We start from the raw sequence: 21719 nt of genomic DNA, 5'->3' as shown, positions 1-21719 counted from the left end.
GCTCAGTCTAGGCGGGGGCGGAGGCATATCAGTTCACCGCACGTTAAGGACAGACGCGAGGCCGGAAATCCGCGCTAGGGAACCGACGGCGCGTGCGCCGCCGCACCAGTCTCCTCGACAAGCAATCCGATCGCGACCCCCCTTTCCTTGCGCCACGATCCTTGGAATGCGGGATGCCCCGGAAGGTTCCTGGGCTACGCCCCCGCGGTGGTCGGCGCGTGGTTCCTCTTCCTCGCCGCGGAAGGCGCCGTCCTCCCCCGGCGGCCCGGTCGTGGTCTGCGGACTCCAGGCGCACCCCTGAGCCGTCGGCGACATCCGTCCTGGTGGGATGAAGGCGTGTTCAGGCGCCGGACGCTCGGCGGAACCCCGGCGCTCCGGCTGCGGTGGCGGAATGCCCGCCGACCGCAAGGGGTGTCGCGGCGCGCCCGTCGAACAGACACAGCGGGCATATCTCTAGCGCCGCCGTGATCACCTCCCATTTGAGGAGCACGGTTCCGGCCTGCTGGTGGACCGGCGTCCGCCAGATGCGCGGCGCGAGGAAGACGATGCTCGCGTTGCTCCTGCGGATCACGTCGAGCCGATGGGATTGGTGGCGCGACTCGCCGTCGCCCTTCAGCAACGTCCATCCGTCGACCGACAGGCGTTGCCAGACCGCGTCCCACCGCATCCCGGGGTACGCGTCCCGCACGTGGGCGACCTCGACTGCGTGCGACGCCATCAGGATGGGGGCGAGCCCTTCCGCCAACGGAACCGACAGGTCGTTGTCGAGGAGCAGCTTCAAGCGGCGGCCTTCCCCGCGCGCAGCCCCTTCTCGAACTCGACCGCGGCGCGCACCGCGTGCTCCTCGATGCGGTACATGCGGGCGACCCTGGCCTCCGAGCCTTCGGCGCCGACGGCCACGGCGATGGCCCGTGTAGGCACGTGACCCTCCCGGGTCACGGGGTCGCCGAACTCGACATGCGGATCGACCACGATGAGGCCGTCCCGGCCCCGTGGCCACCAGCATGTCGGCAGGTCCCGACCGTCGTAGTCCAGGTCGAGTTCCCGGAGCCTGAGGATCTCGCCCATGACGTACTGCATCGTCGTCAGGTCGAAGATGCCGTCCTCGCCGTGCAGGCGCGCCTTGAGCGACGACCCGGCTGTGAAGAGATCGACCTTCCGGTTGATCAGGGGGTATGGGTACCGGTCGGCGAACCGGCGCCACCCATAGATGCACTCCCGGACCTTGGGCAGCCGCATGTCGTGCTGGTCGATGAGGAGATGGACGAGCCGGAGCTCCATCAGGTCGAGGAACGACAGCGCCACCTGGCCGTCCATTGCGGGAAGGCGAGGGCACCAGAGCGGCTCCAAGACCAAGTCCGTCTCGCCCCGGCGCCGCACGACGCCGCCCTTCATCCACCGGCGGACCTTGGGCAGCGGCACCCCGACGAGACGTGACGCCTGGGGCAGGGAATAGATGCCTTGCTCCAGCAGGGTTGAATCCAAATTGCCCATCGTGGTCCGCAGCAGGTGAGGAGCGCCAGCCGTGTTCGTGGAGAGCGGGACGGCGGTTGATTCCCAGCACGAAAATCGCGCCATGGTAGCGGCAGGCTGCGTCAGGCGCAAGGGCGCCTTGGTCCGGCGAGAAGGTCGTCCCGCGACCGGCGTCAGGGGACGGCCGTGGTCAACGCACGCTGCGCCTCCTGCCCCCGGAAGGTGTCCGCCAGGAACGTGACGAAGGCGATGCCGCTCATGACCGCCAACCGGGCGTGGCGGGGCTGGAGGCCCTTGTGGTTCCCCGCTCGGCCATGGCCGGTCCCGTACCAGTTCCGCAGGTTGCCGATCTTCACGGCGACCGTGGCGAGGTTGTTCAGCAGCACCCGGATCTCGTCGGCGCCCTTCGCGGCGTCAGGGATGTCGTCGGGGACGAGCTTCAGTTCGGTGAGGGCCAACTTGACCAGCTTCGGCAGGTCCACCCCGGCCGGGGCCGGGGTGCCGCGCTTGGCGAGGATGGTCTTGCAGCAGCTTTCGATCAGTTCCTTGGTGCCGCCGAGGGCGGCGTCCGGGTCGGCGTCGACCGCACGTTCGAGCCGGAGCACCTCGTTCGCCATCCACCCGGCGTCGAGGACATCCGCCGAAACCTTGGCGTGCCTTAGGAACGAACGAGCCGAGGTTAGCGGACGCGCGACGTAGACGGGACGCCCGAAGATGGTCCCCTCCTCGACCAGGCCGACGCCCGCGGGCGCCAGCGCCTCGTTCAGCTTGGCCGCCAAACCCTGGGCCTCGTTCCCGTCGGGACGGACCACCGGGTGGAGCATGCGGCACAGGAACGCCAGGAAGGTCTCGTCGGCGCACCCGAGCAGGTTCAGGCGGCGGTCGCTGAAGACCCAGTCGTGGGGCCAGTCGTCCGGGTTGTTCTCGCGGTGCTGCCAGATGTCCCCCGCGGCGTCCTGGAAGCGGCTGTCGTAGGACGGGAGGGCTTCGAGGTCGAACATGGGGGAGAGGAACGCGACCTCGTCGAGGGCGCCCCACCACCGCACGTTCTCAATCCTCAGGCCGTCGAAGATGATCTGCCGGATGTCCCTGCCGATGCGCATTGCCGCTCCCCGGAAGGCGTCCCGCCGGACCGGCCCACGGACCACGGCACGCTGACGCCCGCCAAGGTAGCGTTCCTATTGTGACACGCAAGCGTTTTTGGGCGTTGCCAGTAGATGCCAATCTGAACCGGAGAACCATCCCACAATGCTCGCCCGGGGCCGTGCCGGACGTCGCCACGGCACCGCACCGATTCGGCGCGTTGACATGCCGAAGCGCAGCGATTACGTTCGTGGCGTGGTCCGTGGCACCCATGACTTGTCGCCGAGTCAGACGCCACAAGCATAAGGTTCAGGTCTTCACGGTCCCAGGTTCGATGGGCCGCTGGTAATCGGCGATCTGCGGCATCCACATCCGAACTTAGGGAAACCGTCATGAAGACGTTGATCTCGCTCGACGATGTCGAGTCCATCAAGCGTGAACTCATCGGGATGCTGCCGGACTTCAAGTCGTCCCACCGCGTCGAGGCCATGGCCCGCGGCCTCGGCTGGGGCAGCAACGCCGCCCTGCGCGCCGAGTTGGCCGTCGGGCCGCAGACGCGGTCGCCCGACAGCCGGGTGTTCTCGGAGTACCTGAAGGAACACGGCTTCCAGGCCGTCAAGTACGGCGCCCTGGAGGAGGCCGTGGTGCGGTGCAAGTTCGCCGGGACGCGTTCGGCGGTGGAGGCGGTCATGGCCGCGGAGCCGGGCCTGTCGATGAACGGGTTCCGTACGGACGATTTCCGCAAGAGCCGCCAGGAGAGGGAGGACGAGTTCCGCGGCCTGCGCGAGGAGATGCCGTCGGCCGATGGGGTTCTCCAGTTCGTACGGGCCTGCGAGTTCCTCGCCCAGGTCCCGAGGCGCGCCACGGTGAACCGCACCTCGATCAGCTACGACTGGAAGCACGTGGCGGAGCGGTTCCACCGCGAGCGCGGGGAGCCGGACAGCTACGTGAGCAACGGCATGTTCATCGCGGCGGCGCTGCACCTCGGGTTTACCGTGAAGCGCGACGGCACCGGGCCGAACGCCTTCCTGAACATCGCCCCCGCGGACAGGCCGCGGCGCAGCCGGGGCGGCGACATGCTGGCGAAGAGCGTCGGCGGGCCGACCCGGACGGCGGCGTGGCGGAACATGATGGTCGCCGCCATCAACACCGGGCTGGATCGGGGGCTGTTCAGCCTGGACGCGGGTGACAACCGCTGGGGCGACGGGGAGGGGGTCTACCGCTTCGACTTCGCCGGTCTCCCGGCGATCGCCAGCGTCCGCGGCGCCGGTTTTGGCGAGTTGGGGGTGAGCGTGGCCGTGAGGCCGACCGAGCGGGCGGCGGAGTTCGTCCGGACCGCCAACGCGGGCTTCCTCGCGGGCGACGCGTTCGCCTCCGGGTGGCTGGAGCGGAAGGACGGCAAGTGGCTCCAGTCCCCCGACAAGCCGATGAATGCGTTCCGGAGGGATCTGTTGCCGGTCATCGCGCGCGAGACGGTGGAGCCGCGGGGCTTCGCCGCGAGCGGGCCGTTCAGGCTGTAAAGGACCGGCGGGCACCCCATCCCAAGGACGGGGTGCCCGCCCATTCCGCTGGCGGGCATGCCCTCCGGGATCAGTATGGGGCAGCCCGCACCGGTGGGATTCAGCACCCAACGGTAGGTTTCCCCCGGCCCGAGGCCCGGCATGTGTTTCAGGACGGCCGCGGAAGCCTGTCCGCGTGCCATCATCCGCCGACGGCTCATCCCGGGGGCTTCGTTATCGGCTGGGGAGTGGCTGGGATGTGTTCGTCCGGCTCCCGCCGGGTTCCGTCACGGAAGCCGGTCACCTCGCCATGCCGTCGATGATCCGCAGCAATTGCATAATCTGCATGCGCCGTTCGGCGGGGCCCTGAACAAGACGGTCCACCAACTCCCGGGCCTCCCGAGCGTCGTCGGTGCCGTCACTGCCGTCGGCGCTCCCCAGCCAACCGCGCAGCGCCACCTCGGTCTTCCGGGCCAGTTTCACCTTATGTTTCAGAACCTTGCTGAGGTGTCCCTGGGTGCATCCGCACGCCGCGGCGACATCCTCCTGGCGCAGGCGAAGCCGCGCCATGCGTTCGTTCACCGCCCTCAGGAGTTCGTCACCGGTCGTTGACATGCGAGTCGCCAAATTGCATCTTGCATATGGATTCCATATGGAAGGCGGCCATGCAACAGGTGATCGCGTCGTTCGGCGACGGGTACAGGTTCCTCGACTTGCCCGATCCCGACGAGTGGCTGCTGCCCGGCGTGAAGTGGGGCCGCCACGAGCATCCCCTGACCCCCGCCTTCTGGTCGGCCGCGGCCTGGATGGAGGGCGACGTTCCCAACCACGGTTTCCGTCTCGGCGGCACCCTGGCCGAGGAGGTTTCCGCCTGCATCCTCGGCGGTCATGGCCTTCCCGCCGAAGTCGGGCTCGCGGCATTCGCTCGGGTTCGCGACGAACTTCGGGAAGCCCCCGATGAGGTTTTGCCGGAGGAGGAGCTCCTGCGCCTGCTGTCGGCCCCCTTGATCGTGAAAGGGCGCGCGGTCCGCTACAGGTTCGCCCGCCAACGGTCGGCCTACCTCGCGGCAGCGCTCCGTGGTCTACACGGCGTGAACGAGTCGGCCCTTGACGACGTGGGGTTCCGGGATGCGCTTTTGGCCCTGCCGGGGATCGGTCCGAAGACCGCCTCTTGGATCGTGCGCAACCGGCGGGGCAGCGACAAGGTCGCCATCCTCGACGTCCACGTCGTCCGGGCCTGCCGGGTGATGGGCGTGTTTCCCGAGAACGTGGACCCAGCCCGGAGATATGCCGAGCTTGAGCAGCGTTTCCTCCAGTTTTGCACGCGAGCCCATGCACGCGCATCCGTCATGGATGCGGTGATGTGGGATACAATGAGGAGGATATCCACGAGCTTTCTCAACTTTCTTGTTGACCCCGGTTCCGTGCTTCAGGACGTTAAACACCGTCCACGGAGGGAGCAGACGCGATGTCGGGAAGCGGGGGAGGACGAGGGGATGGCGACTTCGGCGGCGGAGGCGATGGACAACCCGATCCCTGCCTGACCGTAAGGCAAGGTCCGATCAACAGCCCGAACCCGGCAATCCTCGCCACGCTGACGGTCGGGAGCATTCTGGACGTTTGGGTGGCCACCTCCGGCACCAGGCCGGTGCTGGTGGTCGGCGTCGGCGGACGAGCCGCCGGTTCCCTGACGTTCCGCGGGTACCTTGACGTCATCGGCTGCATCACAAACCACGGAGTCGCCTACCGTGCTGTGATCGTCAGGATCGCGGGCGGCGCCTACGAGGTCCGGGTGGAACCCATCTGATGGATTCCCTGATCGTCGTCGGAGGGCTGTATGCCGAGAAGTGCATACAACCGCTCTGGAACGAGGTGTTCGGTTCCGGCGGCCGGGCCGCCGCCGCGGTGTCGTCGCTGGTGCCGACGACGCTCGTGGCATATGTCGACGCCAGCTTGCGGGTGGACGCCGACGACTTGGCGGCGCGCTTCGGGTTCACCCTCGACGCGCGCGACGCGCAGCACCCGGTGTCCTTCTCCTATCTCCATCCCCTGGCGACCCCCGTCATCCGACCGTCTCCGGACCGGATCGTGACGCACGCCCCCTTGCGGGTGCGGGGCGATGTCGTCCTGCGATACGGCATGCTCGAAGGGGACGCGGTGGTCGATGCCCAGGTCGCCGTGCAAGACCCGCAGTCCGCGTTCGGCGCGAAGCCGTTCTCGGAGAACGGTTCCAAGGCGAACCGTCTGGCGGTCGTGCTTAACCGCTACGAAGCCATGTCGATGGTCGGCACCGACGAGCCGGACGAGGTGGCGAGGCGGTTGATGCGGACCGAGAACGCCGAGGTTGTCGTCCTGAAGATGGGCGGGCACGGCGCGTTCGTGGCTTGGCCGGGCGGAACGGCAACCGTCCCTGTCTACAGCACCGAATACGTCTGGAAGATCGGCTCGGGCGACGTGTTCTCGGCCACTTTCGCCGCCCTATGGGGCGTCCAAGGAATGGACCCCGTCCAGGCCGCGGATCTCGCGTCCCGTGCCACCGCCGACTACTGCAACCGTCGGACGCTGCCGATCCGGCAGCCCGCCGACCTGGCCGCGCTGTCGGACCCGCCGGTGACGCCCGGGAAGGGGACGATCTACCTGGCCGGGCCGTTCTTCGATCTGGCGCAGCGTTGGCTGGTCGAGGAGACGCGCGCCGTCCTGCTGGACATGGGGGCGGAGGTCTTCTCCCCCGTGCACGCGGTCGGCCCTGGCCGCGCCGAGGTCGTCGCCCCCGCCGACATCAAGGGCCTGGAGGCCAGCGATGTGATGTTCGCGATCCTGAACGGCATGGATCCCGGCACGGTCTTCGAGGTCGGCTACGCGGTGAAGCTCGGCATCCCCGTCGTGGCGTTCGCCGAGAACGTCAAGCCGGAGGACCTGAAGATGGTGGTCGGGACCGGATGCGAGGTGGTGGACGACTACACCTCGGCGGTCTACCGCGCGGTGTGGAGGTTGCCGGTATCATGATCGGACTGCTTCTCTCCGGCGGAATGGACTCCGTTTCCATCGCGTGGTGGAAACGTCCAGACGTCGCCATTACGGTCGACTACGGCCAGCGTCCGGCGCAGGCGGAGATTACCGCCAGCGCGGCGGCCTGCGAAGCCATGGGCATCCGGCACGAGGTGGTGCGCGCGGACTGCTCCTCGCTGGGCTCGGGCGACATGGCGGGCACGGCACCGGCCGCGGTGGCGCCGGTGTCGGAATGGTGGCCGTTCCGCAACCAGTTGATCCTCACACTCGCGGGAATGGCGGCTGTCCGGATTGGCGTGACACACCTGATGGTTGGCGCGCTGGTCACCGATGGCGCGCACGCCGATGGGCGGCCCGAGTTCGTCGACGCCATCTCCCGGCTCATGTCCCTCCAGGAAGGCGGCATCACGGTGTCCGCCCCCGCCATCGGGATGGACGCGGCGGAACTTGTCCGTGCGTCCGGCATCCCCAGGGAGGTGCTGGCGTGGGCCCATTCCTGCCACGTCGGCAACCTCGCCTGCGGAAGCTGCCGCGGGTGCGTCAAACATTACCGGACGTGGGAAGCCCTTGGCTTGGATCCCTACTGACGAGCCGCAGCCGCGCGCGGTTCCGCTGCCATGGGCACCCTTCGAACCGCGCGGCACCGGCGTGGAGATGCTGCCGATCCCCGCCGATCCAGCGCCGCGCGGTTTCATCGACGTGCTGCGGTCGAGGCGATCCGCCGTCGGTGGGCCGGTGGAACTCGATCGTGTCGCCGAACTCCTCTGGCACGCGGTGGCGACCAAGGGGCATGCCCCCGCAGGCCGGGCGGGACTGCCGGTGGAATGGCGCGCGGCACCGTCTGCTGGGGCGCTGCATCCCATCTCCGTCGTGTGCATCCCGGAGTCCGCCAAAGGCGCGTTCCTCTACGATCCGCGCGAGCACGCGTTTCGGACGCTCGACGTGGACAGCGGCCATATCGCCGCCGCGAACGCCGCCGCCCTCGTCGCCGTGGTCGGCGCAACACGCGGATGCACGCTTCGCCTGCTGGCCGATATGGACAAGGCGGACGCCGCCTACGAGCACGCGGCGACGCTGGTGCTTCGGGACTCCGGCTGCCTGATCGCGACGTTGTGCCTCTGCGCGGAATGGCTGGGGCTGGCCGCCTGCCCCCTCGGGTTCCTCGGCCAGGGGATGGTTGGGAAGCTCGGGTTTCCCGAGCCGCGATTCCGGGCTGTCGGCGGTGTGCAGGTCACGTCATTTCGATAGCCGATACGCGCACCAGTTCCGCCACCCTCCCCTTGTGCGCAGCCCATATCGCGTCGATTCCGTGTTCCCCGACCGCCTGCCTCATCTTCGTCAGGGCATGATCCGAGTAACACGGGAACTTCATGCTGCCGTGCTGGAAGACGTGGCAACACTGGGCGTCGCGATCGATCCCGCACCATTGCCGGACCGCGTTGGCCTTCGGCGGCGTCAGCCCGCTTTTCGCCGCCAGATCCTTGGCGCTCATGTGGAAACGCTTGCGGAGGTCGATCTCGCGGACGGCTCCGGCCTCCTCCGGATCGTCGCTCGCGATGATCCTCACCGGCGCGCCAACCTTCTTCTCGATCTTGATCTTCACCGTCGGTCCGGCGCCGGTCGCGGTGGCCCTCAGGGCCATGAGACGCGGAAAGACGTCGGCGACGGCCTTCCCGCCCTTGATCGCCTTCACGACGCGCTCGATGTCGCGTTCGGATACCTCGACGTGGTCGGCGACATGGGACTCCATCGCCAGCATGGCTCTGATGCGCCCCCGGGCTTCGTCCTGGGCGCGGCGCCCGGGGGCGAGGAGGTCCGCGACCAGCCTGTACTCACGGTCGATCAGGTAGTCGAAGTCGCCCGCGGGCATGGTGGAGACCGGCAGGACGCGGGTCGGCAGGTGGGACGACAGGTCGTCGTCGAGCGACCGCTTGAGGATCGTGTCGAAGGCCGTCACCAGAGCGCGGGTGTGCAGGTAGAGGATGTCCTCCGCCACGTAGACGAACCAGTGCTGGGCCGCGTCCCGCATGGCGTCCACCGCCTTGAGGATGCCCGCCTCGTCCTCGGTGACCCCGCAGTGCATCTTCCCCAGGTTGATGCACTTCTCGAAGCCGAAGGAGACCTGCTTTTCCCGGTCAAAGACCTGCACCCGCTTCTGCACGAGCGCGGCCTTCAACAGCATCTCGGACGCATGTTGGAGATGGAGGAGAACCGTCGTCACACGGCCGTCCTCACCAAAGGAGTTGAAGCCCGTCATGGCCGTCCGAAGCGAAGCAATCGCCTTCAGCTTCAGGGTTCTTGCGTCACGGAGCAGCTTCAAGGCAGCCTCCAGATATCGGGGCGATAGAACATCATCCCGGATACCGTGTTTCAGTTGCCCAAGCGTTAACCGCGCTGGTCGGAACGAAAAATCAGGCGTGAAACCCCAACCGCCAGCGGTCCCGTCCATATCCGAGTTGTCGTGAAAGATGACATAAGGGCGACGGCGGCCCTCCACTTTGTCTGAAATCAGCAAATAAGGCCGTTAACCGGTCGGATATTCGCGATCAAGCCGCCGCGAGTCGTTTGATCCAATGGCATACCATAGGATGCTTTCACGGGCGGCGCTCAGCGCCGATCCCATCGTGCCAGCACGAGCGGCAACACCTCGTCGAAGTCGTCGGGCAGAATGACGGCCTCCCCGCGGCGGGTCACGACGGCGGCTTCCATGCACGTGTCGTCGTGGTCCCGCACCTCGGAGATGTCGGTGACGCGCAGGGCGCGTCGGCAGCCCGCCAGATCGCGCATAACCAGGAAGTCCCCGTGCCGTTCCGCCGTCATTCTCGTCTCCATTCGGGATCTTTAGGTAACCGCAGCACTCGTCCGCATCATATGCCGGAATCGGCTTCAGCCCGCCGCTTGGCCTCGACGGCATTCCAGGCGCGGTACAGGGCGGCGCGGACCGCATCCATCTCGCGGGCCAAGTCCGTGTGACCAAGCCGGTCGAAGGCTATCGCCATCACGTCGATACGGTCGCGAAGCTCGCCGTGGATGTCGGCGTTGAGCGGGAGCCGTTCGTAGGGGATGTCTTTCAGGCGCATCGTCGTCCTCACTTTTGTCCGTATCCGCGTCATCGGCCCTTCCGCTGGTCCGTGTCCTCGGCTCCGTGATCCGCGCTCCGGCGCCGCGCAAGCAGGGCGTCGATCTCGGCGCGTCGGAACAGGAACTGGCGCCCGCCGTCCACCGAGGGCCCTGACACCGGCCGCGCACCCATATCGATCAACTGGAGCGCCAGCTTCTTCGATGTGCCCAACCCCCTAGTGCCGCGCAGATCGGGTGCGGTAACGTATTCCCGGCGGAACAAAACGAGCGCCTCCTCCGTGATCCGTCCACCCCGTTCGGCCGTCGTTCCTGGCACTTTAACGGTCGGCAACCAGCCGCGGCGGACCCAGTGGTACGCGACCTCCTGCTTGATGCCGAGCGCCCTGGCCGCCCCATCGACCGATAGCGTGCGCCGCGCCGCCGCTCCCAAGGTGTCCCGGAGCGCCTCGGCGTCCGCCTTGTGGAACACCATTCTGGCAAGCCCGCGCCGTTCGGGGCGCAGGGCCGCGGGATGCAACTGCCCCTCCAGGACGGCGCGGAGGACCGCCTCGGCGCCCATACCCAGGCCGCCGAGGGCGCGCGCCGCGGTCGGCAGGCCGACGAGTTCCCCGGTGCCATGCGCCGGGCGGACGGCGGACTCGAAGCGCCTCAGGAACGCCTCCAGGTCGGCGACGCGCCACGCACTGCGCCCCAGCAGATCGGCCGCCAAGCCCGATGCGGGCGGAGGCAGCAGGTCCGTGCCGCGCAATCCGACGAAGGTACGCTTGCCGATTCCCAGGAGGCGCCATGCCGCGTCCTGGTCAACCAGTTCCCGCAGGTCGGCGCGGAGACGGTCGACGGTGGCGGCGCGCAACAGCACCGGCTCGCCCTTTCCGCCGCTTCCGGTGACGACGAGTCCATGGCGGTCGACGAACGCCCTGAGGGTGTCGAATGCGACGCCCAGCGTCCGGGCAGCCTCGACCAGAGTGACGCACGCGTCGGGAAGGGCGGCCTCGGCGCGCTTGCGCCGGACGGCGCGCAGGCGGGTGGAGAAGTCGGGACGCATGGCGACGTGGTCGGTGAACGCCTTCCACGCGACGCGACCGTGGGGTTCGTCGGCGACGCTGCCCAACCAAGCCGGAAGCCCGCCGTACCGCTTGGCGGCACCGTAGCGGCCGTGACGCGCGACCGCTCGTTCGGCAAGGCCATCGAGGAACCGGTGGAACGACCCAGGCCACTCTGCGCATGCCCGCCACCCGGCGTCGAGCAGCAGGTGTGCGCGATCCGGGTGCTTGTCGGCGAAGCGCGCCGGTTTGGCGCGGTATCCGACGCCGAGTTCCGTACCGCCGAACACATAGACCAGCTGGAGCACGCCGCCGACGCCGACCTCGGCGGCCAACCCGTCCAAGGCGTCGGGCGCGGTGAGGAACAGGCGTCGCAGCGCCCCGGCCCCGGCGAGTTCGCCAACGGGCACCGGCACGCCAGGCTCCCGTCTCAGATCGTACCCGCAGCGGCAGGCGCACGGCGACGGCACACGCCAGCCGAGGCGGCTCCCGCACGCGGGGCACCGCTCGACCAGGCGCAGGCGGTGGTCGGGGCAAATCGTCATCAGGGCCATGTCCCACAGAGCTCTGTGGTAGCCGCTTTCGTCCAAGCACCGAGGGCAGACCTTGCGCCGTCGGGCCGAGATGAAGTGGGGGTGGACGGGATGGCCGAGAAGGCGAGAGCCGCCGTCCGGCCCGGCATAGGACAGGACGGCGATGGCGGACTCGTCGAGCGCCAGCAGGCGGGACAGGAGCGGGATCGCCGAAACACTGGTGGCCAACGCCGGAAGGTCATGGTTGGACAAAACGTAGGCGTGCACTACCGGATCCGGAGAACCGAACCCGTTGACGGCGCCAGTGCGGACCATCAGGCCGAGCAGGCTCTCGTCGCGTTCCGGTCGGACCCGGATCGGAAGTCGGGGGACGTCGTCAGTCGGCATGGCCGCCCTCCGATCGGGCCTGTCGGCGTCTCCGTTGTCTGCGGGCGGACTCCTCCTCGACCCTCGGCCTGACCGCTTCGTCGCGCCCGGCCGCCGGGGCCGGGGCGAGCGCCTCCACGACGAAAGGATTGACCAGGCGCCGACCATCCCCGATCCGGAGCCGGTCCACCACTTCGGCGAACAGCGGATGCGACAGGGCCCCGAGCGAGCGATCCAGGGCCAATTTGAACGCCTCCTCGATCAGGAGGACCGCCGGTCCGAGCAGCCCCCGTGAGAAGTGGTGGATGCGCAGAGCCGTCTCGGCGCTGCCGAGCCGGAAGGGGAACGGAAGCCGGAGCGCCTGTTCGAGGGCGTTCAAGACCAGCCGGAACTCGTTCCTCTGATCCTGGTCCTCCCACTCGTAGGCCCCGATGTAGACCTCGCCGACCGAACGGCGCCCCAGCTGGGCGTTGGTGGTGACCACGCGCTCGATGTGCGGCTGCCCGGCCAGCACGATCGGGCAGAGGTTCGTGTTCAGCAACCCGACGATGTAGTCGGCGGCGTCGTAGGCGATCCTGTCGGTGTCCGTATGGATCAGGCGGTGCGCCTCGTCCATCATCACCAGTTCGACGCCGCACGCCTTCAGCAGCGTATGGACGCGTTTCGTGGCCTCGACCTGGTTCGCCCGCGACGGCGCAACGTCCCCGAGGGCGGCCAGCATGGTCCTGGCGAGGGAGCGCAGGGTGCATCCGGGCGGCACCTCTATACCGAGTATCCGGCGGTGGGTGCGGAGTTGCTCCTCCACGTCCGGGTGGCGGGCCGCGTAGCGTCGCAGCGCCACGGACTTGCCCGCCCCCGGCGGACCGACCAGGAGCAGGCAATGCCCCTCCTGGCCGGTCCCGTGGCTGAGGTGGAGGTCGCGGATGCGCTCCTCGGCCTCTTCTGCCCGCCGGGTGACGGCGTATACGTCGCGGAAGGCCGCGATCCGGAGGCTCCGTTCACTCCAGTCCATCGTCGCCATCCCGCGGACGCATGGTGTCGGTCTTGAGTCCGTGGCGGCGAGCAATCAACTCGATGTCGTCCGCCTGAGGGGGCGCCGCGCCGGGGACGCCGACCGTCTCCATGCCTTCCAGGAGCACGTCGACGATCGGGAGCGGCGGGGTGTCGGGGGCATCGGCCTGACGCCGCCGTCCGCCTGGTTGTTGGGTGAGCTTCGCAAGGGCACGGCGTTCCTTCTGGGTACCCTTACCTTGGCGCTTCAGGCCGTACTCGGTGATCTCAACCATCGCGCGTGCGATGTCCTCCTGCCCGGCGTACCGCAATGGGTTATTGCGGACGAGGGCGCGGGCGACTTTGTACTGGTGCAGAGTTTTTCCGACGGCGACGTCACGCTGTTCCGGATCGACCTCAACCCTGATGTGCCGGTCGTTCGCGTCGTCGTGCACCTGGATCGCGGCAAGATCACCGGGATCAATTTTGATGCGGAACTCGGGAGGCGCCTTCGGAGCGATGCGGAGGTTCGCAAGTTCCGTACTGTTGTAACGAAGTCCCAGGAATGTGATGCCGTCCTTGCGCGGCACGCGGAATTCGGTCAGGGACAGGGAGGTCAGGACACGCTCTCGGCTCGGCGGGGCTATCGCATGGATGCGTGCGCTGTTCTCCCACATGTCGCGGGCGGAGCGCCCTTCGAACCGGCGGCGCGGGCTGACGGCGTACACGTCGGCGATCCACCGGTGCAGCAGGTACTCGAGTTGCTCCAGGGTGACCAGGCTGGCGGTCTCCGGCGTCGGGCGGCGCACACGTCTGTAGTAGTCGGCGAAGCGCGCGCCCGTGACGGAGCGGCATTGGGTCTGTAGGGTTCCGAAGAACCGTTCGATCTTGCCCTTGAACCGCGCCTTGCCGACGGGGGTGTACTGGACGTCGATGCCAAGGGCGGCGCAGGCGATCGGGAATTGCGGGGACCGGAACTCGGCGGCGTTGTCGGGCACGGTGCAGCCCGGAACGCCGAAGCACGGCCAGTCGTTCTGGATCTGCGGATAGTTCTCCCGCATGTAGCCCTTCGGCAGGATCGCGTTGCGCAGACATTCGAAGGCCGTGAACAGGCTCGGCCCCTCGAAGCCGACATAGAGACCAACGGGCATGGTACTATGCCTGTCGAGGGCGACCGTGATCCATGGATGCCCGATGATGCGATCAGGATCGGGTTCCGGGCCGTAGCAGACGAGGAAGCTCGTGACCTCGGTATGGTCGATCTCCCATATCCGGTTGATGGCATCGACACCAGGAGCGGAGCCGACCGGCTGGAACAGCGCGTCGGCCTCCTCCTTGCCCCGGCGGGTGGCGACCAGGGTGTACTGGTCGATGCGCCGGTCCCTGATCCGGTAGAGGGTCCGCGCCGAGGGAATCTTGATCTTCATGGCCTCGGGCAGCGAGGCGTTGCGGTTGGCAGCCAGCGCGAGCAGCTTGTTGTGCGCGAAGGTGAGCGGCGGTTCCCCTGGCTGGAGGTAGCTCTCGTCGATGGCCTGGTCGGTCAGGTCCATCACTTCGCCACCGAATCTCGCGGTCCTGTTGCCCCGCCGATGGATCGTCGGCGCCAGCGCCTCGAAGGCGCGGCCGCCCTCACGGAACCGCTTGATCCACCGCTGGACGGTGCTCGCCCCCGGCGGCGTGGGGTCGGCATTGTCGTTTGCCACCCGTTCGATCAGTCCCTTCAGCGCGCCCTTGGTGTAGGTTGCGTGCCCGCTGTCCAACCACGCCCGCACGTAACGCCAGCGCCGTGCCGTCTCCGCGTGCAGCCGGTCGTTGTTGGCGACGCGGTCCCGCATCGCCGCGAGTTCCTCCGCCCTGTCCGGGGCCTTCACAACCGGCCAGGGCAGGACGTCGAACTGCCCGGATTCGAGGAGTTGGGCGAGTTCGGCGTCAGTGTGCCGGACCTGCTCCTGGGTCTGTTCGTCCTCGAAGACCGCACTGCCGTCCGGCGCCCGGCGGACATACCGGTGGCGCCGTCCTCGGATCTCGACCGGCTGGGCGGGCAGGAAGACCATCTTCGGCGTGAACCGGCGTGCCATGGGTGCCTCCGTCAGGTGAGGATGGGGGTGTGTTCCGAGATCGGTTCCTTGTGGAGTTCCAGCCGCAGGCACCCGCGCAGGGTGGCGGCGTAGATCAGGTGACGGAGTGGCGTGGGCGGCTCGGTCGGCCCGGCGGGGCGCCAGTCCGAGAGGGCGCGTTCGAGTTCGCCGAGTGTCGCGGGTGCGCGTGCGAGGGCGGCGGAGAGGGCGAGAAGGAACTCCTCCGGCGTTTCGGCGGCGCCTCCGGCCAGGACGGCCTTCGCGTTGCCAAGACGGGGTTGGCGGGCGACCTCCGCCTCGGTGATGGCGACGTAGTGAATCGCGCGCGCGGAGTAGTGATCCGCGACGGCATTGACCAGTCGGCCCTTGGCGCCGTCGAGGCTGCCGAACACGTCCACCATCACCGTGTGCGCCCTTCCGCTGGCGTCGGCCACCTCCACCTTGAACTGGACCCTGTGTTCGCGGATCTCGCCGTCGACGTTGACCGCGATGGCGCCCTGGCGGCCCTCGTAGGACCGGACCTCGGGGGCGGACTCCAGGAGGTGCATGAAGTCCCGCTCCGCCTCCCGCTTCCACGGCATCGGGATGCCGTTCTTCCGGCTGGCGACGAGGCCCCGTTCGTTGCGGTTCCTCTGGACGGTGGTCTCGCCGCCGCTCTTCCGCGGCGGCGCCCGTATATCCGGGTCTGGACCATCGGTCCCGAAGGAAGCCTCTTCCGGACCGGCGATGTCGTCATCTTCGTTCATGTGGTCCCTCCACCTCATGCGCTGCCATGCGGACCAAGACATCGGTCTCCCCGGTTCGCACCCCGTCCTTTGACGGGCATATATTCCCATGACCCAGTCGCGCCGCGAACGCAACAGGAACATTCTCCGGCACACGGATGCAGTCGGGGTACGCCCCGGGGTAGTACGATCCGGCACCGTTCCCGACGATGGCGCCGACGGTTCCGGCCGGTCAGACCGATCGGATGGGTTACAGATCCGCCTCCGGTCCGCCGACGCGCCGGATGGGAAAGGATGGCGTCTCCCGTGTGTGCCCCATGTCCTTCGCTCCCTTTCGAAGGCTCCGTGAAGGAGAAATGCGAAGATGGTGGAGCGCGGACGTCCTCGAAGCAACGAGCGAATATTCTCAGGATCGCTTCCGGGCGCACCTATCCTTTGACGGCCTGTCTTTCAAGGACCAGGTCGTCGGGGATCTATCTTCGCGACTACGGGAAAGGAAAGGGGCGATTACACTGTCAACATTGAGGGACGCCCGACGCTCTGGGGCGGTGGTGAGCGGGGCCAAGGACAGTTTGAGGGGCGCGGCCCCGGGGTGTGGGCGGTGCGCGTCTCGCCTATCGGGTTACCTCGCATCCTCCGCCCGGTCGGCGGGGACGGGCAATGTTGACAAGCGGCGCCCCGAGGCTCTCAAAGAGAGGTTAGGAATATTTACCGCAATCTCAAAAAGAAAAGCGAGGCGGGGTGTTCAACCCGCCTCGCTTAAAGTGGCGAAACCTCGGTTTATCAGACAACCGACAAACCTGTTTACACGTCCAGGTTGGCAACCTTGAGCGCGTTCTCCTGGATGAACTCGCGGCGCGGCTCGACGATGTCGCCCATCAGGGTGGAGAAGACCTCCTCCGCCTGGTCGGCGTGGTTGACCTTCACCTGCAACAGCGAGCGCTTGGTCGGGTCCAGCGTGGTTTCCCAGAGCTGGTCGGGGTTCATCTCGCCCAGGCCCTTGTAGCGCTGGATCGTCACGCCGCGGCGGCCCAACTCCATCACCGTGTCGAACAGGGCGACGGGGCCGGTCAGGCTGCGGCTCTCCTTCTGCTTCTCGAAGGCGCGGCCCGGCTCGGCGTAGACGCGCTTCAGGTCCGCTGCGATGGCGTCCAGCTTGCGCGCCTCGGCGCTCTTCAGCAGGTCGGCGTCCAGATGGTGGCGGTGGGTCACGCCGCGGCGCGTCCGCACCAGCGCGTAACCGCCCTGGAGCAGGCTCTCGCCGCGCCAGCCGCCTTCCACGTCCAGCGCGTTGAGCCGGGCGGCCACCGCCTCGGCCGCCTGCTGCGCCTGGGCGGTGTCCTGCGACAACGCAACCGACAGGGCGCCGCTCACCGCCGCCGATTCCACCACCGACAGGTTGCCGGCCTTGCGGGCCAGCGTCTCGATGTGCAGGCGGGCGCCGCGGGCCTGCTCGACCATCTCGCGCAGCGGCTCGCCGGTCAGCAGGGAGCCGTCGGCGGGGCGCACGGACAGGTCGCCCAGCGCCGCCTCGATCAGATACTCCTCCAGCGCCCGGTCGTCCTTCAGGTACCGCTCCTTCGCGTTGCCGCGCTTGATGCGATAAAGCGGCGGCTGGGCGATGTAGAGGTAACCACGCTCGATCAACTCGGGCATCTGCCGGAAGAAGAAGGTCAGCAGGAGCGTGCGGATGTGGCTGCCGTCCACGTCCGCGTCGGTCATGATGATGATCTTGTGGTAGCGCGTCTTGTCCGGGTTGAACTCGTCGCGCCCGATGCCGGTGCCCAGCGCGGCGATCAGCGTGCCGATCTCGGCCGAGGACAGCATCTTGTCGAAGCGCGCCCGCTCCACGTTCAGGATCTTGCCGCGCAGCGGCAGGATGGCCTGGAACTGGCGCGACCGGCCCTGCTTGGCCGAGCCGCCCGCCGAATCGCCCTCCACGATGAAGAGTTCGGACAGCGCCGGGTCACGCTCCTGGCAGTCGGCCAGCTTGCCGGGCAGGGAGGCGATGTCGAGCGCACCCTTGCGCCGGGTCAGCTCGCGCGCCTTGCGGGCGGCCTCACGGGCGGCGGCGGCCTCGACCACCTTCTGGACGACGCGCTTGGCGTCCGCCGGATGCTCCTCGAAATACTGGGCGAGGCATTCGCCGACCACCGCCTCGACCACCGGGCGGACTTCGGAGGAGACCAGCTTGTCCTTGGTCTGGCTGGAGAATTTCGGGTCGGGGACCTTCACCGACAACACGCAGGTCAGCCCCTCGCGCGCGTCGTCGCCGGAGAGGTTGACCTTCTCCTTCTTCGCGATGCCCGACTCGTTGGCGTAGTTGTTGATCGCCCGAGTCAGCGCCGCGCGGAAGCCGGCGAGGTGGGTGCCGCCGTCCTTCTGCGGGATGTTGTTGGTGAAGCAGAGGGTCGTCTCGTGGTAGCTGTCGTTCCACTGGAGCGAGCATTCCACGGTGACCACGCCGCCATGCTCGGTCGGGCGTTCCGCCTTGATCGAGATCGCCGGCTTGTGCAGCGGCACCTTGGAGCGGTCGAGCCAGTTCACGAAGGCTTCCAGGCCGCCTTCGTAGTGCAAGTCCTGGACCTTCGGCTCCACCCCGCGGGCGTCGGTCAGCACCAGCCGCACGCCGGAGTTCAGGAAGGCCAGCTCGCGCAGCCGGTGCTCCAGCGTCGCGAAGTCGAATTCGGTGTTGGTGAAGGTGTCCTTGGACGGCAGGAAGGTGACCTCGGTGCCGGAGAGCGGCTTCTGCCCGCCGTTGCCGTCGTCCACCATCGGGGCCGGGCCGACGTCGGCCAGACGGGCATCGGCGACGCCATGGCGGAAGAGCATGAACCATTCGCGGCCGTTGCGCCAGATGCGCAGCTCCAGCGTCTCCGACAGGGCGTTCACCACCGACACGCCCACGCCGTGCAGGCCGCCCGACACCTTGTAGGAGTTCTGGTTGAACTTGCCGCCGGCGTGGAGCTGGGTCATCACGACCTCCGCCGCCGACACGCCCTCTTCGGAGTGGATGTCGGTGGGGATGCCGCGACCGTTGTCGCGCACCGTGACCGACCCGTCGGCGTTCAGCTGCACCACGACCGCGTCGCAGTAGCCGGCCAGCGCCTCGTCGATCGCGTTGTCCACGACCTCGTAGACCATGTGGTGCAGTCCGGAGCCGTCATCGGTGTCGCCGATGTACATGCCCGGACGCTTGCGCACGGCGTCCAGCCCGCGCAAGACGGTGATCGATTCCGCGCCGTAATCCTGCTGCGGGAGGTCGTTCTTCAGTGCTTCCTGTGCCATGGCTCGACTATAGCAGACTGCGTTGGGTTTCGGCGGAATACCGTACTTCGGTAGGTGATTTTCTGGGCGTTTCAGCCCTTTTTCGGGGGCCTTTTCAATCGCTAGGCCGGGGTCACGGTCGCATCCTCGATGTGGAAGCGCTTGGCCGCGCCGCCGAGCGGCCCGAAGACCGAATCGTCGGTGCCGGTCATCCAGGCCTGGGCGCCCAGCGCCAGGATCTCGTCGAACAGCGCCTCGCGCCGCTGCGGGTCCAGATGGGCGGCCACCTCGTCCAGCAGCAGCAGCGGGGCGGCCCCGCGCTCCGCCGCCAGAAGGCGGGCGTTGGCCAGCATGATGGCGATCAGCAGCGCCTTCTGCTCCCCGGTGGAGCAGAGCGCCGCCGCCATGTCCTTCTGGGCGTGGCGCACCGCGAGGTCGCTTTTGTGCGGCCCCAGCGTGGCCCCTCCGCCGTCCGAATCGGCGCGCCGGCTGTCGCGCAGCGAGCGGCGCAGCGCGTCCTCGGCGGCCAGCGCCGGACCGTCGTCGAGCCAGCGCTCCACCGTGCCCTGCACCGTCAGGTCGGCGCCGGGAAAGGGGCCGACGGCCCGCCCGCAGGCGGCGCGCAGCCGCTGCACCACGTCGCGGCGGGCGGCGGCAACGGCGACTCCGGTGGTCGCCATCTGGTCCTCCAGCCCGCTCAGCCAGCCTTCGTCGCCGTTCCAGCCGCGATGCCCTTCGCGCAGCAGGCGGGCGCGCTCGCGCAGGGCGTGCTCGTAGCGGCTGAGCCGGCCGGCGTGGGCGGGGTCGAAGCCGAAGACGAGTCGGTCGAGGAAGCGGCGGCGCCCGCTGGAGCCCTCCAGGAACAGCCGGTCCATCTGCGGGGTCAGCCAGACGACGGCAACATGCTCGGCCAGCACGGTCTGGCCCTTGGCGGGGTGACCGTCCACCCGGACGACGCGGCGGTCGCGCTCGGCGCCCGACGCCGCCTGGGGGCCGATCTCGCGGCCGGTGCCGATCTCCACCGGGCCGGTGGGGGTGTCCAGAACGGCGGCGACCGCCCAGCCGGCGCTGGTGCCATTGCCGGCGCTGCCGCCGATCCGCTCGACCTCCGACAGCTTGGCGCCGCGCAGGCCGCGTCCGGGGGCGAGGAAGCTGACCGCTTCGAGCAGGTTGGTCTTGCCGGCGCCGTTCGGCCCGGTCAGCACCACCGGGCGGTGGTCGGGTTCCAGGCGCGCGCTGTCATAACCGCGGAAGCGGGTCAGGGTCAGGCGCGTCACCGCCAAAGCGGCCGGAGTGTCCACCACGGGGGCGGGGTAGGGCGAAGTCTGTCTGGCGTCGAGCAAAGCGTCCGATCCGGGGTGCGGGGGCCGGGCCGCCGCACCCCGTCAGACACGGGGTCCGGAGCGCGCCGGCCCGAAAAGCGCCGATCCGTCCGGACCGGTCACACACGCATCGGCATCAACACGTAAAGGGCCGTGGAGTCGGCGACGTCGCGCACGATGGTCGGCGACGCGGCGTCGGCCAGCGAGAAGCGCGCGCCCTCGCCCTCGATCTGCTGCGTGATATCAAGCAGATAGCGAGAGTTGAAGCCGATTTCCAGGGGGCCTTCCTGGTAATTGACCTCCAGCTCCTCGGTGGCGCTGCCGGCCTCGGGGCTGGTGGCCGACAGGGTCAGCGTGCCGCGGGTCAGCGACAGCTTCACGGCCCGGCTCTTCTCGGTGGAGATGGTGGCGACGCGGTCCACGGCGGCGGCGAACAGCTTGGCGTCCACCTCCATCGTCTTGTCGTTGCCGACCGGGATGACCCGCTCATAGTCCGGGAAGGTGCCGTCGATCAGCTTGGAGGTTACCACCACCGAATCGAAGGCGAAGCGGATCTTGTTGTCCGACAGCGACAGCTCGATGCGGTCGGCGGCCTCGTCGATCAGTTTGCGGATCTCGTTCACGGTCTTGCGCGGAACGATGACGCCGGGGATGCCGGCGGCCCCCTCCGGCAGCGGCATCTCGACCCGCGCCAGACGGTGGCCGTCGGTCGCCACGGCGCGCAGCACCGGCAGCTCGGCCCCGCCGGCCTTGGCCTTGGCGGCGTGCAGGTAGATGCCGTTGAGGTAGTAGCGCGTCTCTTCGGTCGAGATGGCGAAGCGGGTGCGGTCGACCAGCGCCCGCAGGTCGCCCGCCGTCAGGTCGAAGCGGTGCGGCAGGTCGCCACCGGACAGCTGCGGGAAATCGTCGACCGGCAGGCAGGACAGCTTGAACTGCGACCGGCCGGCGCGCAGCGTCAGGATCGTGCCGTCGCCGCCGATGTCCAGCTCCACCTGGCTGCCGTCGGGCAGCTTGCGCACGATGTCGTACAGCGTGTGGGCCGGGGCGGTGGTGCCGCCCGCGCGGGTCACCGTGGCCGGGACCGTCTCGACGATCTCCAGGTCCATGTCGGTGGCGGCCAGCGACAGCTCGCCCTCGCTCGCCCGCAGCAGCACGTTGGACAGAATGGGGATGGTGTTCCTGCGCTCCACCACGCTCTGCACATGACCAAGGGACCGGAGAAGGGCGGCGCGTTCGATGATGATGTTCAT

General features: G+C 68.4%; 20 protein-coding genes. 6 read left to right on the top strand and 14 right to left on the bottom strand.

What is annotated here, in order from left to right:
• Positions 1-340 precede the first annotated feature (340 nt).
• Genes ABAZ39_RS14375 through ABAZ39_RS14365 form a run of 3 tightly spaced genes read right to left on the bottom strand, consistent with a single transcriptional unit; the run spans position 341 to position 2576 of the window.
• Positions 341-781 carry a PIN-like domain-containing protein gene (locus ABAZ39_RS14375; protein WP_040133767.1) on the bottom strand — a complete coding sequence of 147 codons (441 nt, stop codon included), beginning with the start codon at positions 779-781 and terminating at the stop codon, positions 341-343.
• Positions 778-1605: a hypothetical protein gene (locus tag ABAZ39_RS14370; protein ID WP_144243556.1), complete on the bottom strand. Its 828-nt coding sequence runs from the start codon at positions 1603-1605 to the stop codon at positions 778-780. The genes ABAZ39_RS14375 and ABAZ39_RS14370 overlap by 4 nt, the downstream gene beginning before the upstream one ends.
• 41 nt (positions 1606-1646) lie before the next feature.
• Positions 1647-2576, bottom strand: a complete 930-nt coding sequence (locus tag ABAZ39_RS14365; RefSeq protein WP_051658117.1) for an abortive infection family protein — start codon at positions 2574-2576, stop codon at positions 1647-1649.
• A 372-nt stretch (positions 2577-2948) separates the two neighbouring features.
• On the opposite strand from ABAZ39_RS14365, the gene ABAZ39_RS33040 reads away from it, so the two are divergent.
• Positions 2949-4076: a hypothetical protein gene (locus ABAZ39_RS33040; protein ID WP_051658116.1), complete on the top strand. Its 1128-nt coding sequence runs from the start codon at positions 2949-2951 to the stop codon at positions 4074-4076.
• Between the two features lie 279 nt (positions 4077-4355).
• Here the strand turns inward: ABAZ39_RS33040 and ABAZ39_RS14355 are convergent, their stop codons facing one another.
• Positions 4356-4670 (bottom strand): hypothetical protein, encoded by a 315-nt coding sequence (locus ABAZ39_RS14355; protein WP_040133765.1) that lies wholly within the window; start codon positions 4668-4670, stop codon positions 4356-4358.
• Between the two features lie 50 nt (positions 4671-4720).
• On the opposite strand from ABAZ39_RS14355, the gene ABAZ39_RS14350 reads away from it, so the two are divergent.
• The 5 genes from ABAZ39_RS14350 (at position 4721) to ABAZ39_RS14330 (ending at position 8312) form a co-directional block, all read left to right on the top strand.
• On the top strand, positions 4721-5599 hold the full coding sequence (locus ABAZ39_RS14350) for an 8-oxoguanine DNA glycosylase (RefSeq protein WP_051658115.1): 879 nt from the start codon (positions 4721-4723) through the stop codon (positions 5597-5599).
• Between the two features lie 80 nt (positions 5600-5679).
• On the top strand, positions 5680-5862 hold the full coding sequence (locus tag ABAZ39_RS14345; protein ID WP_040133764.1) for a hypothetical protein: 183 nt from the start codon (positions 5680-5682) through the stop codon (positions 5860-5862).
• Positions 5862-7061: a PfkB family carbohydrate kinase gene (locus ABAZ39_RS14340; RefSeq protein WP_040133763.1), complete on the top strand. Its 1200-nt coding sequence runs from the start codon at positions 5862-5864 to the stop codon at positions 7059-7061. The genes ABAZ39_RS14345 and ABAZ39_RS14340 overlap by 1 nt, the downstream gene beginning before the upstream one ends.
• A complete protein-coding gene (locus ABAZ39_RS14335; protein WP_144243611.1) occupies positions 7055-7651 on the top strand; it encodes a 7-cyano-7-deazaguanine synthase in 597 nt (198 codons plus the stop codon). Before ABAZ39_RS14340 ends, ABAZ39_RS14335 begins: the two co-directional genes overlap by 7 nt.
• Before the next feature lie 67 nt (positions 7652-7718).
• On the top strand, positions 7719-8312 hold the full coding sequence (locus tag ABAZ39_RS14330; RefSeq protein WP_144243555.1) for a nitroreductase family protein: 594 nt from the start codon (positions 7719-7721) through the stop codon (positions 8310-8312).
• On the opposite strand, the gene ABAZ39_RS14325 is transcribed toward ABAZ39_RS14330, so the two are convergent.
• The 10 genes from ABAZ39_RS14325 to dnaN all read right to left on the bottom strand — a co-directional run bounded on the left by ABAZ39_RS14325 (position 8296) and on the right by dnaN (position 21719).
• Positions 8296-9384 (bottom strand): DUF8611 domain-containing protein, encoded by a 1089-nt coding sequence (locus tag ABAZ39_RS14325; RefSeq protein ID WP_051658114.1) that lies wholly within the window; start codon positions 9382-9384, stop codon positions 8296-8298. The two genes, ABAZ39_RS14330 and ABAZ39_RS14325, sit on opposite strands and share 17 nt — an antisense overlap.
• 287 nt (positions 9385-9671) lie before the next feature.
• A complete protein-coding gene (locus tag ABAZ39_RS14320; RefSeq protein ID WP_040133760.1) occupies positions 9672-9884 on the bottom strand; it encodes a hypothetical protein in 213 nt (70 codons plus the stop codon).
• 47 nt (positions 9885-9931) lie between these two features.
• The gene (locus ABAZ39_RS14315; protein WP_144243554.1) at positions 9932-10144 is read right to left on the bottom strand and encodes a hypothetical protein; all 213 of its coding nucleotides are present in this window, start codon (positions 10142-10144) and stop codon (positions 9932-9934) included.
• Between the two features lie 29 nt (positions 10145-10173).
• Positions 10174-12108, bottom strand: a complete 1935-nt coding sequence (locus tag ABAZ39_RS14310) for a TniQ family protein (protein WP_040133758.1) — start codon at positions 12106-12108, stop codon at positions 10174-10176.
• Complete coding sequence (locus tag ABAZ39_RS14305; protein WP_081863052.1) at positions 12098-13108, bottom strand: TniB family NTP-binding protein; 1011 nt, start codon at positions 13106-13108, stop codon at positions 12098-12100. The genes ABAZ39_RS14310 and ABAZ39_RS14305 overlap by 11 nt, the downstream gene beginning before the upstream one ends.
• Positions 13086-15155: a TnsB C-terminal domain-containing protein gene (locus ABAZ39_RS14300; protein WP_040133756.1), complete on the bottom strand. Its 2070-nt coding sequence runs from the start codon at positions 15153-15155 to the stop codon at positions 13086-13088. The genes ABAZ39_RS14305 and ABAZ39_RS14300 overlap by 23 nt, the downstream gene beginning before the upstream one ends.
• 11 nt (positions 15156-15166) lie before the next feature.
• A complete protein-coding gene (locus ABAZ39_RS14295) occupies positions 15167-15901 on the bottom strand; it encodes a hypothetical protein (RefSeq protein WP_040133755.1) in 735 nt (244 codons plus the stop codon).
• A 783-nt stretch (positions 15902-16684) separates the two neighbouring features.
• The gene (gyrB, locus tag ABAZ39_RS14290) at positions 16685-19168 is read right to left on the bottom strand and encodes a DNA topoisomerase (ATP-hydrolyzing) subunit B (RefSeq protein WP_040133754.1); all 2484 of its coding nucleotides are present in this window, start codon (positions 19166-19168) and stop codon (positions 16685-16687) included.
• A 101-nt stretch (positions 19169-19269) separates the two neighbouring features.
• Positions 19270-20490 carry a DNA replication/repair protein RecF gene (gene recF / locus ABAZ39_RS14285; protein ID WP_207198054.1) on the bottom strand — a complete coding sequence of 407 codons (1221 nt, stop codon included), beginning with the start codon at positions 20488-20490 and terminating at the stop codon, positions 19270-19272.
• A 98-nt stretch (positions 20491-20588) separates the two neighbouring features.
• Positions 20589-21719 (bottom strand): DNA polymerase III subunit beta, encoded by a 1131-nt coding sequence (dnaN, locus tag ABAZ39_RS14280; RefSeq protein ID WP_040133753.1) that lies wholly within the window; start codon positions 21717-21719, stop codon positions 20589-20591.

This window comes from Azospirillum argentinense (assembly GCF_000632475.1).
In the GTDB taxonomy this organism is placed as follows: Bacteria; Pseudomonadota; Alphaproteobacteria; order Azospirillales; family Azospirillaceae; genus Azospirillum; species Azospirillum baldaniorum.
This window is presented reverse-complemented; position numbering and strand designations above follow the sequence as displayed.